This window comes from Streptomyces sp. GQFP (genome assembly GCF_021545335.1).
Lineage (GTDB): Bacteria > Actinomycetota > Actinomycetes > Streptomycetales > Streptomycetaceae > Streptomyces.
This window is the reverse complement of sequence record NZ_CP089312.1, coordinates 4,988,082-5,001,627: the sequence shown is the minus strand read 5'-3', so window position 1 is coordinate 5,001,627 and position 13,546 is coordinate 4,988,082. Positions and strand designations below refer to the sequence as shown.

General features: G+C 68.6%; 8 protein-coding genes. 5 read left to right on the top strand and 3 right to left on the bottom strand.

Annotation, left to right across the window (positions count from 1 at the left end; genetic code table 11):
* Positions 1-55 precede the first annotated feature (55 nt).
* Positions 56-721 carry a TetR/AcrR family transcriptional regulator gene (locus tag LUX31_RS22110; RefSeq protein WP_235476712.1) on the top strand — a complete coding sequence of 222 codons (666 nt, stop codon included), beginning with the start codon at positions 56-58 and terminating at the stop codon, positions 719-721.
* A gap of 176 nt (positions 722-897) precedes the next feature.
* On the opposite strand, the gene LUX31_RS22105 is transcribed toward LUX31_RS22110, so the two are convergent.
* The 3 genes from LUX31_RS22105 to LUX31_RS22095 form a co-directional block, all read right to left on the bottom strand.
* Positions 898-3,231, bottom strand: coding sequence for an FG-GAP-like repeat-containing protein (locus LUX31_RS22105; RefSeq protein ID WP_235476711.1), 2,334 nt, complete (start codon positions 3,229-3,231; stop codon positions 898-900).
* A 164-nt stretch (positions 3,232-3,395) separates the two neighbouring features.
* Complete coding sequence (helR, locus tag LUX31_RS22100) at positions 3,396-5,651, bottom strand: RNA polymerase recycling motor ATPase HelR (protein WP_235476710.1); 2,256 nt, start codon at positions 5,649-5,651, stop codon at positions 3,396-3,398.
* Between the two features lie 4 nt (positions 5,652-5,655).
* Positions 5,656-6,900 (bottom strand): glycosyltransferase, encoded by a 1,245-nt coding sequence (locus tag LUX31_RS22095; RefSeq protein ID WP_235476709.1) that lies wholly within the window; start codon positions 6,898-6,900, stop codon positions 5,656-5,658.
* A 253-nt stretch (positions 6,901-7,153) separates the two neighbouring features.
* Between LUX31_RS22095 and LUX31_RS22090 the strand changes: the two genes are divergently transcribed.
* The 4 genes from LUX31_RS22090 (at position 7,154) to LUX31_RS22075 (ending at position 13,535) form a co-directional block, all read left to right on the top strand.
* Positions 7,154-8,689 carry an NCS1 family nucleobase:cation symporter-1 gene (locus LUX31_RS22090; RefSeq protein ID WP_235476708.1) on the top strand — a complete coding sequence of 512 codons (1,536 nt, stop codon included), beginning with the start codon at positions 7,154-7,156 and terminating at the stop codon, positions 8,687-8,689.
* Positions 8,690-8,808: 119 nt separating this feature from the next.
* On the top strand, positions 8,809-9,474 hold the full coding sequence (locus LUX31_RS22085; RefSeq protein WP_443045986.1) for a Uma2 family endonuclease: 666 nt from the start codon (positions 8,809-8,811) through the stop codon (positions 9,472-9,474).
* Between the two features lie 103 nt (positions 9,475-9,577).
* Positions 9,578-11,896 (top strand): hypothetical protein, encoded by a 2,319-nt coding sequence (locus LUX31_RS22080; RefSeq protein ID WP_235476707.1) that lies wholly within the window; start codon positions 9,578-9,580, stop codon positions 11,894-11,896.
* Positions 11,897-12,191: 295 nt separating this feature from the next.
* Complete coding sequence (locus LUX31_RS22075; RefSeq protein ID WP_235476706.1) at positions 12,192-13,535, top strand: helix-turn-helix domain-containing protein; 1,344 nt, start codon at positions 12,192-12,194, stop codon at positions 13,533-13,535.
* Positions 13,536-13,546 lie beyond the last annotated feature (11 nt).

The window sequence follows — 13,546 nt, the reverse complement described above, 5'->3', positions numbered from 1 at the left end:
AGTACTTTCGGTACGTTGTCAACGTACCGCAGGTACCTAAGTTAGGCTGGCGATCGTGACTTTCCAGCGGGCGCGAACCGAGGAGCAGCGGGCGATCCGCCGACGGGCGATCCTCGACATGGCGTCGGCGATGCTCGACGAGATGCCTGTGGCCGCGGTCACCCTGAACGAGCTCAGCCGCCGGGTAGGCCTGGCGAAGCCGAACGTGCTGCGCTACTTCGAGTCCCGCGAGGCGGTGCTGCTGGAACTGCTGGACCGCTACCTGCAGGAGTGGCTGACGGAACTGGCAGGCGAGTTGGCCGCCGGCATCGACGAAAAACTGCCCATGGCCGAGCGAGCGGCAGCGGTGGCCGAGATCCTCAGCCGCTCACTCTCCGGCCGAGTGGTGCTGTGCGACCTCTTCGGCGCACAGGGCGGTGTCCTGGAACACAACGTCTCCGTCGAGGTCGTAGCACGCTACAAGCGCGCCTCCCTGGACCGCCTGACGACCATGACCGCCCTGATCCAGAAGTACCTGCCGGAGCTGGGCGAGAACGCGACACTGTTCAGCCTGCAAACCGTGGTCATGGCCGGCGCGCTGTCGGCATACAGCACACCCCCACCCAGCCTGCGGGCGGCCTACCAGGCCGAGCCCGACCTGGCCCGCTTCCACATGGAGCTGAAGGACTCCTTGAAGCTGGCCCTGACCGCAACCCTCCTGGGCGTGCTGCCCCGCCGCTGACCTGCGTCGCACGGGACAGGCCAAACCTCTGTATCCACCATCGGTGCCAAGGCCGTTCAGCGGACGTGCTCGACGCACAACGACCAGAGATGGGCCTGGCAACACCCCGGGCCCCCTCCGGGCGGGTATTGCCGATCTCGGAGGAGACCCGGGTGTTCGTCAGCTCGGTTTCCGCCTCAGAGGTTTCCGCCTCTGTTGAGCCAGGCGCGGACCGCGCCTCCGTGGTAGACGACGAGGTAGTCGGCCTTTCCGTCGCCGCTGATGTCCTTGAACTGGATGTATTCGCGGGCGTAGTTGGACGCGTTGGCGAAGTTGTGGTGTCCCTCGAAACCGCCCGCGTCCTTGCCGCCCTTGTTGAGGTACGCGTGGACGGTGCCGTCCGTACCGACCATGAGGTAGTCGGCCTTCTGGTCGTTGTCGACATCGGCGAACCGCAGGTTGGCCAGGCCGGCGCCGGAGACTCCCGGCGCCCAGCTCAGCTTCTCCCGCCACGTCGGCTGGGAACTGCCCGACGTCGGTTCGTTGAAGTACGCGTGCACCTTGCCGGTGTCGCTCACGCGCAGGACGTCGTCGCGGCTGTCGCCGTTGATGTCGGCGAAGCGGATGTGGCTGAGCATGGCGTCCTTCATCGGTATGCGCAGGCGCGGCCCGGATGCCCAGCGCGGCCCGCTTCCGTCCCCGAGGTTGAGCCATACGTCGACCAGGAAGGCGTCGTCCAGGGAACCGAGCACGACGAGGAAGTCGTCACGGCCGTTGCCGTCGATGTCGGCGAACCGGACGTAGGGGGAGAAGGAGGCGCCGGAGTCGGTTTCGCCGGCGGGGGCGGACACTCCCGTGCCGCCGCCCCAGTTCTCCCAGGTGGGATGTCCGGGCTCGGCCTGGGTGTTGATCCCGACCCGGATCGAGCCGTCCGTGCGCACCTGCACGTAGTCGGCCCGGTTGTCGCCGTTCATCTCGGCGATCTCGGTACGGTCGTAGGTCTCGGGCAGTTGCATGCCGGGAGCGATGACGCCCAGCTTGCGCCACCCCTCGCCGAGCGCGGTGACATCCGCCGGGTTGTCCGGGGTCTGGCACTGGGGGGCCGGCTGCTGCGGATCGGCTGCCTGGATCCAGTCCTTGTCCACCGCCTCCATGATGCCCTGGTAGAAGTCGTAGCCGAGTTTCGCGTAGCCGCCGTCGTCGGGGTGGGCGTCGTTCTGGAGACCCTCGCTCACCTCGATGTCACTGGTGTCCGTCAGGACCACGTGCTTGCCGTCCGCGCGGAGGCCGGACACGATGCCGGGCAGCGCGGCGTTGAACGCGTCGATGCGGGGTTGCAGGCCGGCCTTGCCGGTCGGGATCACCTCCGCGACCACGATCACCGCCTTCGGCGAGTACTCCAGCGCCTGCGTGATCAGGTTCTTCAGCCGCTGGGGGGCCGACGACAGGTCGAAGTCCTGGTTGAAGTCGTTGGTCCCGGCGTGCAGCGTGATCACGTTCGGCTGGTACTCGGCCACTTTGCAGTCGGAGATCGACGCGATCTGGTCGATGCGCCACCCGGAATGGCCCTCGTTGTCGGGGTCGGCCATCGTGCCTCTCCGCGCCGAGCCGACGAAGTCGACCTGGCCGTAGCCGGCCACGGCGTTCAGGGCGTTGTAGAGCATGCCGCGGTAGCCGTTGCCGTCCGTACTCTCCACACCCGCGGTGATCGAGTCGCCCAAGGGCATCACCCGCAGCTGGGTCCGCAGCCCGCCCCAGTCCCTCATCGCCTCGTCGAGGAGGTCCTCCAGTTCCTCCAGCTCCGTGCCGAGCCTGTCCGCCGCGTCGGCGGTCCGGCTGCCCAGCCAGGAGTCCACCCAGGGCACCCTGGACCTGACCCACGTACCGATGTCCTTGATGACCCCGGGGAGATTCGTCCTCGCCCACGGCTGGAGGTACTTCTCCCACAGGACGCCGATGGACAGTCCGAGCAGCGCCCCGATGATGATGTCCCTGATCGACTCCGGAGAGCCCAGGTCGTTGGCGAACGCGTGCACCATGGTCGCCGTGATGGCGCCGGTGATGGCACCTTGGAGTGGGGTGCAGACCAACGGAATGGTCGCGGCGCCGACCCCGCTGGCCACCAGTGCCGATATGCACAGCATCCGGACCCCGTACCCCGCGGCGTAGCCGATCAGTGTCGCGGCGACGTTCGTCCAGAAACCGGCGGTGGTTATTTCCGAGCCCGGGATGGTGATGGCCAGTCCGGTGCCGCCCGAGGTGAGGTCGACCGTGCCGTCGAAGTTCGGCCACTCCGAGGTGTCGACGGCGGTGCGCACCTCGCTGTCCGCGAGCGCCTGCTTGAGGGCGTTGCCCAGTCCGCCCTGCTCCCTGATGTCCGCCTGCATCTCCGCCACGATGTCCCGTGGGGCGTCAGCGTCCAGGCCCAGGTCCGCGGCGCTGAGGGTGAGGGTGATGTCCTGCTCGGCCGCTCGCGCGGGCGGCGCGGAGACGGCCACGCCTGTGATCATCGCCAAGGACAGCACCAGCACCAACGCGCGGCACCGTCGAAGTAAACCGCTTATTGCGTGATGTCTTTCCATCAACCCGGCTCTCTGCTGAATACGCGTTTATGTTGAATACGCGTTCATGAGGAATGCGAAAGGAATCGCCCGGCAACCTACCGTGGCCGGGACCCCTGCCGGGCCTGCGAGAACTACCTGGACCGATCGTCAATCCGGTTGTCGACGCCCGGTCCCCTCGAATTCACAGAACTGGTCAGAACGACGAGTTGCTGCGTCGCCCGAGTCATCGCGACGTAGCGATCCACCGCCCCCTCGATGCCCTCGCCGAACGACTCCGGGTCGATGACGACCACGAGGTCGAATTCGAGCCCCTTCGACAGCTCCGGGGTGAGTGACCGCACCCGGGATGTCGCCTGGAACCCCGGATCACCGATGACGCACGCGATGCCGTCCGCGTGTGAGGCGAGCCAGGTGTCGAGGACCTCGTCCAGGTCGGACACCGAACCGTGGACGACAGGGACACCGCCGCTGCGGATGGACGTAGGCACATTGGCGTCGGGAAGGGCGGCCCGGATGACAGGCGCGGCCTCCGCCATGATCTCTTCAGGCGTCCGGTAGTTGATGCTCAGCGACGCCATCGTGACCCGGTCGAGCCCGACCCGCGCCAGCCGCTCCTCCCACGACTCCGTGAACCCGTGCCGGGCCTGCGCACGGTCCCCGACGATCGTGAAACTCCGCGACGGGCACCGGAGAAGCAGCATCTGCCACTCCGCGTCGGTCAGTTCCTGGGCCTCGTCCACGACGATGTGCGCGAACGGGCCGGCGAGCAGGTCCGGGTCGGCGGTGAGCAGTTCGGACTCGTCGACCAGGCTGACCTTGGCATCCTGGCCGCGCAGCATCCGCACCAGGCCCACGCCTTCGTCCCCATCGGCGCCGGAGGCGGACGCCGCGTCGATGAGGTTGTCGACGACCTGGTCCATACGCTCGCGCTGGGCGGCGAGGACGGTGTCGTGCCGGCGCTTACGCCGGGCCGCCTCCGGGTCGCCGAGCCGCTGGCGTGCCGCGTCGAGGTACGGCAGGTCGGACACCGTCCAGGCGTGGGAGTCCGCGCGCTGCAGTGTCCGTACGTCATCGGGGCTGAGCCAGGGCGCGCACATCCGCAGATAGGCGGGGACGGACCACAGGTCTCCGACCACGTCGGTCGCTTCGAGGAGCGGCCAGGCGCTGTTGAAGGCGGCGAGCAACTCACCGTCCCGGGCAAGGGACTTGTGGAGCTGGGCGGGCGAGACGCCGAGGTCGTTGTCGGGGTCGGCCTCCTCGTGTTTCTCGGCGAGGATGGTGAGGAGTTCCTCCCAGATCTGGTCTCGGGCCTCGTTGTGGGGCACGCCGGGGGCGGATTCGAAGGCGACGGCCCAGTCTCCGGCGGTCAGCCGGACCTCGGACCAGGGGGTCGTGACCGTGATCCCCCGGGTCGGCGGCTCCTCGTAGAAGCGGACGGCCTTCTCGATCGCCTTCACCAGGTCCACGGACGACTTCAGCCGGGCCACGTCCGGGTCGGCCTCGACCGCCGCCGACGCACCCTCGTCCACGAGGTCCCGCAGGGTGCAGGTCTGCACGCCCTCCTCGCCGAGGCTGGGGAGGACGTCGGCTACGTACGCGAGGTACGGCCGGTGCGGGCCGACGAACAGGACGCCGCCGCCCCGGCGTTGATGACCGAGACGGGGGTCGGCGTAGAGGAGGTAGGCGGAGCGGTGCAGCGCGACGACCGTCTTGCCCGTGCCAGGGCCGCCGTCGACGACGAGCGCGCCCCGCGAACCCGCGCGGATGATGGCGTCCTGGTCGGCCTGGATGGTGCCGAGCACGTCACGCATACGCGGCGACCGGTTGCTGCCCAGGCTGGCGATGAAGGCGGACTGGTCGTCGAGGGCGGCGGAGTGTTCGTCGAACTCGCCCGCCGCGAACACCTCGTCCCAGTAGTCGCTGATCCGGCCGTCGGTCCAGCGGTACCGGCGCCTGCTCGCCAGCCCCATCGGGTTGCCGTGGGTGGCCCCGAAGAACGGCTCGGCGGCCGGCGAACGCCAGTCGAGCAGCAGCCGACGCCCGCTGCTGTCGGTGAGGCCGAGCCGTCCGACGTACACGGGCTGCTCGGGATCGTCCGCGCCGACCATGTTCCCGAGGCAGAGGTCGAGCCCGAAGCGGCGCAGGGCGCGCAGCCGGCCGGTGAGCCGATGGATCTCGGTGTCCCGGTCCATGGCCTCGCGCCCGGTACCGCCGGGCGCCCTGCGTGTGGCGTCGAGGCGGTCGGACAGCTCGGCGATCGTCTGCTCCAGACACTCCGCGATGGCGGCGAAGTGCCGCTCGTCGCGGGAGATCAGCTTCGGGTCGGCCTTGGCGGAGAGCCGCTCGGGAAGGTCGAAAGCACTGGTGGCGGCGGTCAGAGGTGTCACTGGATCAGCTCCGATCCGAGTCGAGCAGCAGCTTCGCGGCGACGGTCGCACCGTCGGTACGGACGGTCGGGGCCAGCGCGGAGGCCCGTTCGCGGGTCTCGGGGGCGAGGGCGGTGGTGAGCGCGGCGGACAGGGACTCGAAGGTCGGCGTGGGACCGTCGTGCACCGCCCCGATGCCCAACTCGGCGATCCGGGCGCCCCAGTAGGGCTGGTCCACGAGTTGCGGCACGATCACCTGGGGCGCACCGGCCCGCGCGGCCGTGGTCGTCGTACCGGCGCCACCGTGGTGCACGACGGCGGCCGTACGGGGGAACAGGGCCTGGTGGTTGACGTCGCCGACGACGAAACAGTCGTCCTGGTCGTCGACGAGCCCGAGGTCGGCCCACCCGCGCCCGACGAGCACCCGCCTCCCCTGCGCCCGTACGGCCTCGACGGCGACGCGGCCGACATCGCTCGCGCCCCGCATGGGCATGCTGCCGAACCCGACGTAGACGGGCGGTTCGCCGTCGGCGAGGAACGCCAACAGGTCGTCGGACAGGGGCCGTTCGTCGGTCAGCAGCCAGGCACCGGTCTGCACGACGTCAAGGTCGGAGGGCCCCTTTTGCTGCTGTGGCCAAGGCGCGAGGACGGGATCGGCGGCGAGCAACGGCCGCCCGGTGAAGACATGCCGGACGATGTCGTCGTCGTCGTCGTCGACGACGGCCTGCCCGACCGCCCGCCGATGGGAGTTGATACCGGGTCCGTAAAGAAGGCTGAAACTCTCGGAGTTGATCTCCCAGAGCACCCGGTTGTCGGTCTCGTCGGGCGGGAACGGCCGCCCGGGCAGCGCGTGCGGCCTGTGGTGGAGGGACGGCAGCATGGTCGGAAAGTAGGCCACGTAGGAGAAGGGAACGCCGAGCTTCTCGGCAACGGACCGGGCGGCGGCCACGGCAGGAACGAGCCCGGTGGCAACGACGGCATCACACCCCTCAGCGCCGGCCAGGACCGCCTCGTACTGAGCGACGGTCATGGCGGCGGCCCGCTGGGGCAGCCCCTCCGGTGTCATCGGAGCGCCCCCGGTCACCACCGCACGCACCGGATCGGCGGCCGGTACGAACTCCACCCCGGCCCCGGCCAGCAACTTCGCGAACTCCTCGTCGGAGGGCGCACACACCCGCACCTCGGCACCGAGCCCGCGCAGCGCGACGGCGAGCGCGGCCATCGGCTGGACGTCCCCGCGAGACCCATAGGTGGACAGCAAAACACGCACTACAAGACTCCCCGTTTCCGCAGTTCCACGGCCTAGACCGGAGATTCTGCGGGACAACGGGGGCCTTGCCGCAAGCCCCCCTGTGCGCTATACCTTGAGTATGACAAGGGGTTCAGAACTCCTTGCCTTTGCTTTTTGTGGCCGGCTTGCGTTGACGGGCCGGTTACGTCTGCGGCATTTGGGAGAAACACCCTGCCCGTTCTCTTTACGCCATCCGGCGCCATCGTGGCGACCCGCGCAGGAAGAGAACGCGATGACGGACACGGACAGAGACACAGGCGGGGACCTGGAGGGCACAGGCACGGAGGGCTACTCCCCCCGGCTCTACAACGAGGACCTCGCCCCGGCCACCGAGCGCAAGTGGGGCGCGTTCAGCATCTTCAACGTGTGGACCTCGGACGTACACAGCCTGTACGGCTACTTCCTCGCCGCGAGCCTGTTCCTGGTCGCCGGTAACACCTTCAAGTTCCTGGTCGGCATCGCTGTCGGATCGCTGATCATCTACTACCTGATGACGCTGATCGGCAAGGCGGGCGTGAAGACGGGCGTCCCGTACCCCGTCCTCGCCCGTGCCTCCTTCGGCACCTTCGGCGCCAACGTCCCCGCACTCGTACGAGCCGTGGTCGCCACCTTCTGGTACGGCGCCCAGACCAGCGCGGCGGCGGGCGCGATCGTGGCCTTCCTGATCCGCTACGACGGCCCGAAGGACCTGCACGAGACGAGCCGTCTGTTCGACCACAGCGGCCTGGAAGTGATCTGCTACCTGGCCGTCTGGGCGGCCCAACTCCTCATCATCAGCAAGGGGATGGAGACGGTCCGCCGGTTCCAGGACTTCGCGGGCCCGGCGGTCTGGCTGATGATGCTGGTGCTGGCGGTGGCCCTGTCGGTGAAGGCGGGCACCCTGTCCCTCTCCATCGACATGCCGGCCAAGGACCTGGCCGCGCTGGCGAAGAACGCGACGGGCCTGGACGTGACGCCGGGTTCGTTCGCCGCGATAGCGGCCATCGCGGCGACCTGGGTGACGTACTTCGCCGCGCTGTTCCTGAACTTCGGCGACTTCGCCCGCTTCACCCCGGACGAGAAGACCCTCAAGAAGGGCAACGTCTGGGGCCTGCCGGTCAACCTGATCCTGTTCTCGCTCGTGGCCGCACTCACAACGGCCTCTGCCAGCAAGGTGTATGGCGAGGTCATCCTCGAACCGGCCGCGATCTCCGCCAAGTTCGACAGCGCGTTCCTGGTCCTCCTGGCCGCCCTGACCTTCGCGGTGGCAACGCTCGGCATCAACGTCGTCGCCAACTTCGTCAGCCCGGCCTTCGACTTCGCCAACGTGGCCCCGAAGCACATCAGTTTCAAGCGAGGCGGCCTGATAGCAGCGCTGATCGCCCTCCTCCTCTACCCCCTCCACCCCTGGGACAACGCCCCGAGCTTCGTCAACGCCATCGGCTCGACGATGGGCCCGATCTTCGGCGTGGTCGTCGTCGACTACTACCTCCTCCGCAAGGCCCAACTGAACGTCCCCGACCTCTACAAGGAGGACGGCGAGTTCCGCTTCCAGGGCGGCTGGAACGTACGGGCTTTCGCGGCGGCGGCAGTGGGCGCGATCTTCTCCAGCCTCCTCCCGACGTACGGCCCGTCCGGGTACGGGGCGGCACTCGGTCCGTACTCCTGGTTCATCGGGGTGCTGGTCGCGGGGACGATCTACTTCGGGGTGAGCGGAGGGAAGAGCCCGCTGACGGGGCGGCCGGGAGCTTCGGCGGCTCCGGAGACTTCGGCGACGCCTGCGGCCTGAGGAGGGCGGGCGGCCTGCGGAAACGTAACAGCACACTCGTTCGAGTGAATGGCTCCGGGTTTCGTATCTGGGCCGCCCGTCTACTCTGGGACTGTCGCGCTGAGCGAAGGAGGTCTGACATGGCGACGGCAGAGCCGATCATCATGCCGGGTTACCAGGGCGAGGCCATTCACGGCCCGTACGACGATCCTGATGATCCCGACGGCGAGCGCTACGAGAGGCGTATGCGCGAGTACCTGGGCGGCGCAAGCGTCGAGCAGGCCTTCGAGCTGTTCAGTGCGGCGGCCCCTGAGGGCTGGCGCGTAGAGCTGGTCGAAGGGGAGATCTACGTGGTGCCACCGGCGAATGGGGAGCACGAGGAGATCGTGGCGGAAGTCGCGGACCAGGTGACGGAGCGCCGTACGGACCGTGCCCTGCGCAGCTACACGGGTATCGGTCTGAACGTTCCTGGTGCCTCCGAGACCGGCCATGTCATCCCCGACCTGGTCATCGCGCCCAAGGGCAGCTTCCACGACGAGGAGGAGTGGCACGATTCGGCCTCCGTGCTCCTGGTCGCCGAGGTCACCTCCACCTCGACCGCCGCACGCGACCGTGACAAGAAGATCCTTGGGTACGCCCGTGCCGGTATCCCCGTCTACCTGCTGATCGACCGGGAGGAGGGCGAGGTCCTGGTGTACTCCGAGCCGTCGGCCGACGACTACGCCAAGAGTCTGAAGCACAAGCTGGGCTTGACCGTGCCCTTGCCCGCGCCCCTGAGGTTCGAGCTGGACACGGCAGAGTTCTGAGCGCGGGCGCGGTGCCGTTGCTGCTCCGCTCGCCGCCTTCAATCAGCGGATCGATCAACCCAGTTATGGAATTGTGCCTCCGGCGGATGCTCTCATTGGTCTCATGCGCAGATGGGGGGCCAGCCGCGCCGGCTGGTGGCTGCTTGTCATTGTTGCCGTCGGTGCCTCGACGGTGTCCTGGGCGTCCCGCCTGTTCCCGGACTGGGTGGGAGCGGCGCTGATCGCTCTGGGGGCGGCGGTCGGTGCGGTGTTGTCGCAACGCGGCAGGCAACTCGTCGACGAGGGCGCACAACATGCCCTGGAGATGAGAGAGAAGCTGCTGCGCGACCGGCGTGGCCGGGTGCCGAGGACCCGTGATGTCGATGACTTGATCGCGATCGGCGTTCACCCCGTGGCTCCTGGCGGGGACTCCCGTACGAACTCTGCAAGGGTCACTCCGTTCGTACGCCGGGACCGGAGTGACGAGATCGAGGTGGCGCTCCGCACGCACGACTTCGTACTGATCGTCGGAGAGTCGACCGCAGGCAAGTCACGAGCGGCTTTCGAAGCCGCGCAAGCGGTACTTCCCCAGTACGCGTTCATCGCGCCCGATCCCGCCGATCGGACGTCGCTGCGGGCCGCGACCGCCGCGATCCAGGGAGAGCGCAGTTCCGTTGTCTGGCTCGACGACATCGAGCGGTATCTCGGGGCCGACGGCCTGACCCCGCATGCTCTGCGAAAGATGACACGGCCGGGAACGGGGCGCCAGATCGTCGTTCTCGGAACGATCAGAGCCCAGGAACGAGCGCGGTACAGCGGTATGCAGGACATGGCGACGGAATCAACCGGCCACTTCGATCAACGGTCCGGAAGAGACGTCCTCTTGCTGGCGCATGAAATCCGACTCGATCGGAAGTGGACGGCCGGTGAGGTGGAACGAGCACGCGGGCTCAGGCGGGACGGACGCATCGCTCAGGCGATCGGCAGCTCCGGGCGATACGGCATCGCGGAGTTCCTCACCGCAGGCCCTCAGCTGCTGACGGCCTGGCAAGACGCGTGGGCTCCGGAAGGACGGCACGCACGCGGAGCCGCGCTCGTCGCCGCGGCGGTCGAAGCACGCCGCGCGGGGTGGACCCAGCCGCTTCCCCTGGCACTCCTCCGCGACCTCCACGAACGGCATCTCGCGGCGCGCGGCGGGCCCGCACTGCGGCCGGAAAGCTGGGAAGAGGCGGTGACGTGGGCGACCACCCCGCTGTACGCCACCAGCAGTCTGCTCATCCCCACGGATGGGTCCGGGGACTCCCATTACGTCTTCGACTATCTGCCGGACGCGGTCGGCGCCGCCTCTCAGGAGATCCCTATTCGGGAGGACACCTGGGCGCGGCTGATCGCAGAGGCCGATCCGGACACATGTGAGGCCATCGGCTGGGAGGCAATCAACCACGCGAGACACGCGGCTGCCCAAGACGCTTTTCAAAGGGCGCTCGATGCAGGCGTGATCACTGCCGCGATCGGACTCGCCGAAGTTCTGGGCCAGGCGAGGCATATGGAGGAGGCGTGCCGAATCCTGCGCACAGCTTTGCAGTCCGTTCCGTCCGATACCGACCCTGAGGTCCCCTTGTCCCTCCGGTGGGAGCTGTCTTGGTGGACCGGAGGGGCAGGCAACAATGAGGAGGCCCTCGCTCTGACAAGAGCCATCCATATGGAGTGCCGGAGCAGGTATGGGGATGAGCACAGAGATACCCTCCGCGCCGCGCTGAGCGTCGCTCGATGGACCGGCGACACCGGCCGGACGGCCGAGGCACTGAGATTGGCACTCGAAGCGCAGCAGCTTTCCTCGCGGTTGCTCGGACCCGACCACCGCATGACCCTGGGCTGCCGGTTCGAGGTCGCGGCATGGACGTCGGACAGCAGCCGGGCGGCTGAGGCCGCTCGGCTCTGGGGCGAGTTGGACCGCGATGCGAACAGGCTGCTGGGAGCCCACGACAGACTCGCGAACGACACTCGCTGGAACCGTGCCGCCGCGGTGGCGAAAGTTGGCGATACCGCACTCGGCCTGCGCCTTCTCTCCAGTGTCGTCGAAGGCCGGGCTGCCATTTACGGTGATGACCACCTGTGGACCTTGGCCGGCCGCCTTCAACTGTCCGGACGGACCGGCGAGACCCAACAGTGGGATGCGGCGCTGGAACTCTCCGTAGCTGCCACCTCGGACAGTGCGCGCGTACTGGGGCACGGCCACGTGCTCACCCTCGCCGGGAGGCATCAGCAAGCTCTCTGGACTGCTCGGTCCGGTCGACCTGACGACGCGGCCGAGCAGTTTGCGGCGTTGCTCACCGACTGCGAGCAGTTCCTTGAGCCGAACCACGCGCTGACCGAGGACTGCCGGGCGCAGATTGTCCGGCCAGGACACTCGGTCTGGTACTACGTACCGCCGTCATGGTGATGATTCCGCTGCCGAGGCAGCGCTCCAAGTAGCGCCCACCGTCGGCTCGCGCGGCTCCGCCGCCCGCGCCGGCCACGCGTTCGCTGCGACGATGAGTGTGGCGGCGGCGACGATCGCCGCGCAGATCGCTCTGGTGTGTGAGAGCACGGCAACCTCGCAACAACAGCGACGACAGCGATTCCAGCGATTCCAGCGATGTACAGCGATAACAGCGATGTATTAAGCGCGTTTAATCCGTGGCTTAACGTAGAGCTTGGCGGACCTCAACGGCAAGTAGGCGCAGGGGAGTTGGGCGATGGTGGAGCGCGACGACCCGGAAGTCATCGGGCGCAGGGTGCAGCGGCTGCGTATCGAGCAGGGGCTGACGCAGAGGCAGTTGGCGGAGCCCGCCTACACCCCCGCGTACATCTCCACGCTGGAGGCGGGCCGCGTGCGGGCCTCCGACGAGGCGTTGCGGCACATCGCCGAGCGGCTCGGGGTGGCGTACGAGGAACTGGTGACCGGGCGTCCGGCCCATCTGGCCACGGATGTTCGGCTCCGGCTGACCGACGCCCAGCGCACCCTCGCCACCGGCGAGACCGAGGCGGCGGCCAAGCAGTACGGCGAGTTGAGGGAGGAGGCCGCCACGCTCGGGCTCCTCCCCGAGGAAGCCGCCGCCCTGCTCGGGCTCGGCGAGTGCGGGGTGGAGACCGGCGATCTCGGCGCCGCCCAGGAGTACTTCGAGCTGGCGGAGAGGTGTCTGGCCGATGGGCCGCTCACCGGGAGGGTGCCCGCCTTGCGCGGGCGCGCCGTCGCTCACTATCTCGCCGGTGAACTCCGTTATTCCGTATACCTTCTCGAGTCCACCATCGACGAGTTGAACCGCAGCGGGCTGCACGATCCCGATGCCCTGCTGCCCCTGTACGCCAGCTCCATCGCCCCCTACATGGACATGGGCGCCCAAGCCCGCGCCGCCCAGGCCGCCGAACTCGCCCTCGCGCTCGCCCCGCAGGTGAGCGACCCGGCGCTGATCGCCCGCATGCACCGGCAGGTCGCCCGGACGATGCTCGCCGAGGGGCGGTACGCCGAGGCCGACGCCTCGCTGGCCAAGGCCTCCGAGCTGTACCGGCAGCTCCAGATCCGTACCGAGCTGGCCAACTGTCACTGGATGCGCGGGTACTTGTACGCCCAGCAGGGCGAACTCGCCCGTGCGGAAGGTGAGTTGCGGGAGGCGCAGGCCATGCTCTCCGCCAAGCGTGCCGCCCTCTACAGCAGCCAGGTCGCGGTCGAGCTGGCCGACGTACTGCACCGGCGCGGCAAGTCCGAGGAGGCGGCGGCGCTGCTGCACGACGTACTCGGGGACTTCTCGTCGGAGCGCGGCGCCATGCACTCGGCCGCCGCCCACCGCCTCCTCGGCATCATCGCCGAGGACGCCCGGGACACGGAGAAGGCGGAGGAGCACTACGTCCGCGCCCTGAGTGTCCTGGAACGCGCGGGCGCCGCCGGTGACCTCGCCGACCTGTGCCGACTGCTCGGCGATCTGCTGCGCCGGACGGGACGCGTCGAGGCCGCGCTCGACGCCTATCGGACGGGACTGGGCCACCGTACGGCCCCCGGCACGACCACCCTCGGGCCCGCGCCCGCACAGCCTCCTCTCTGACGAAGGTCGGG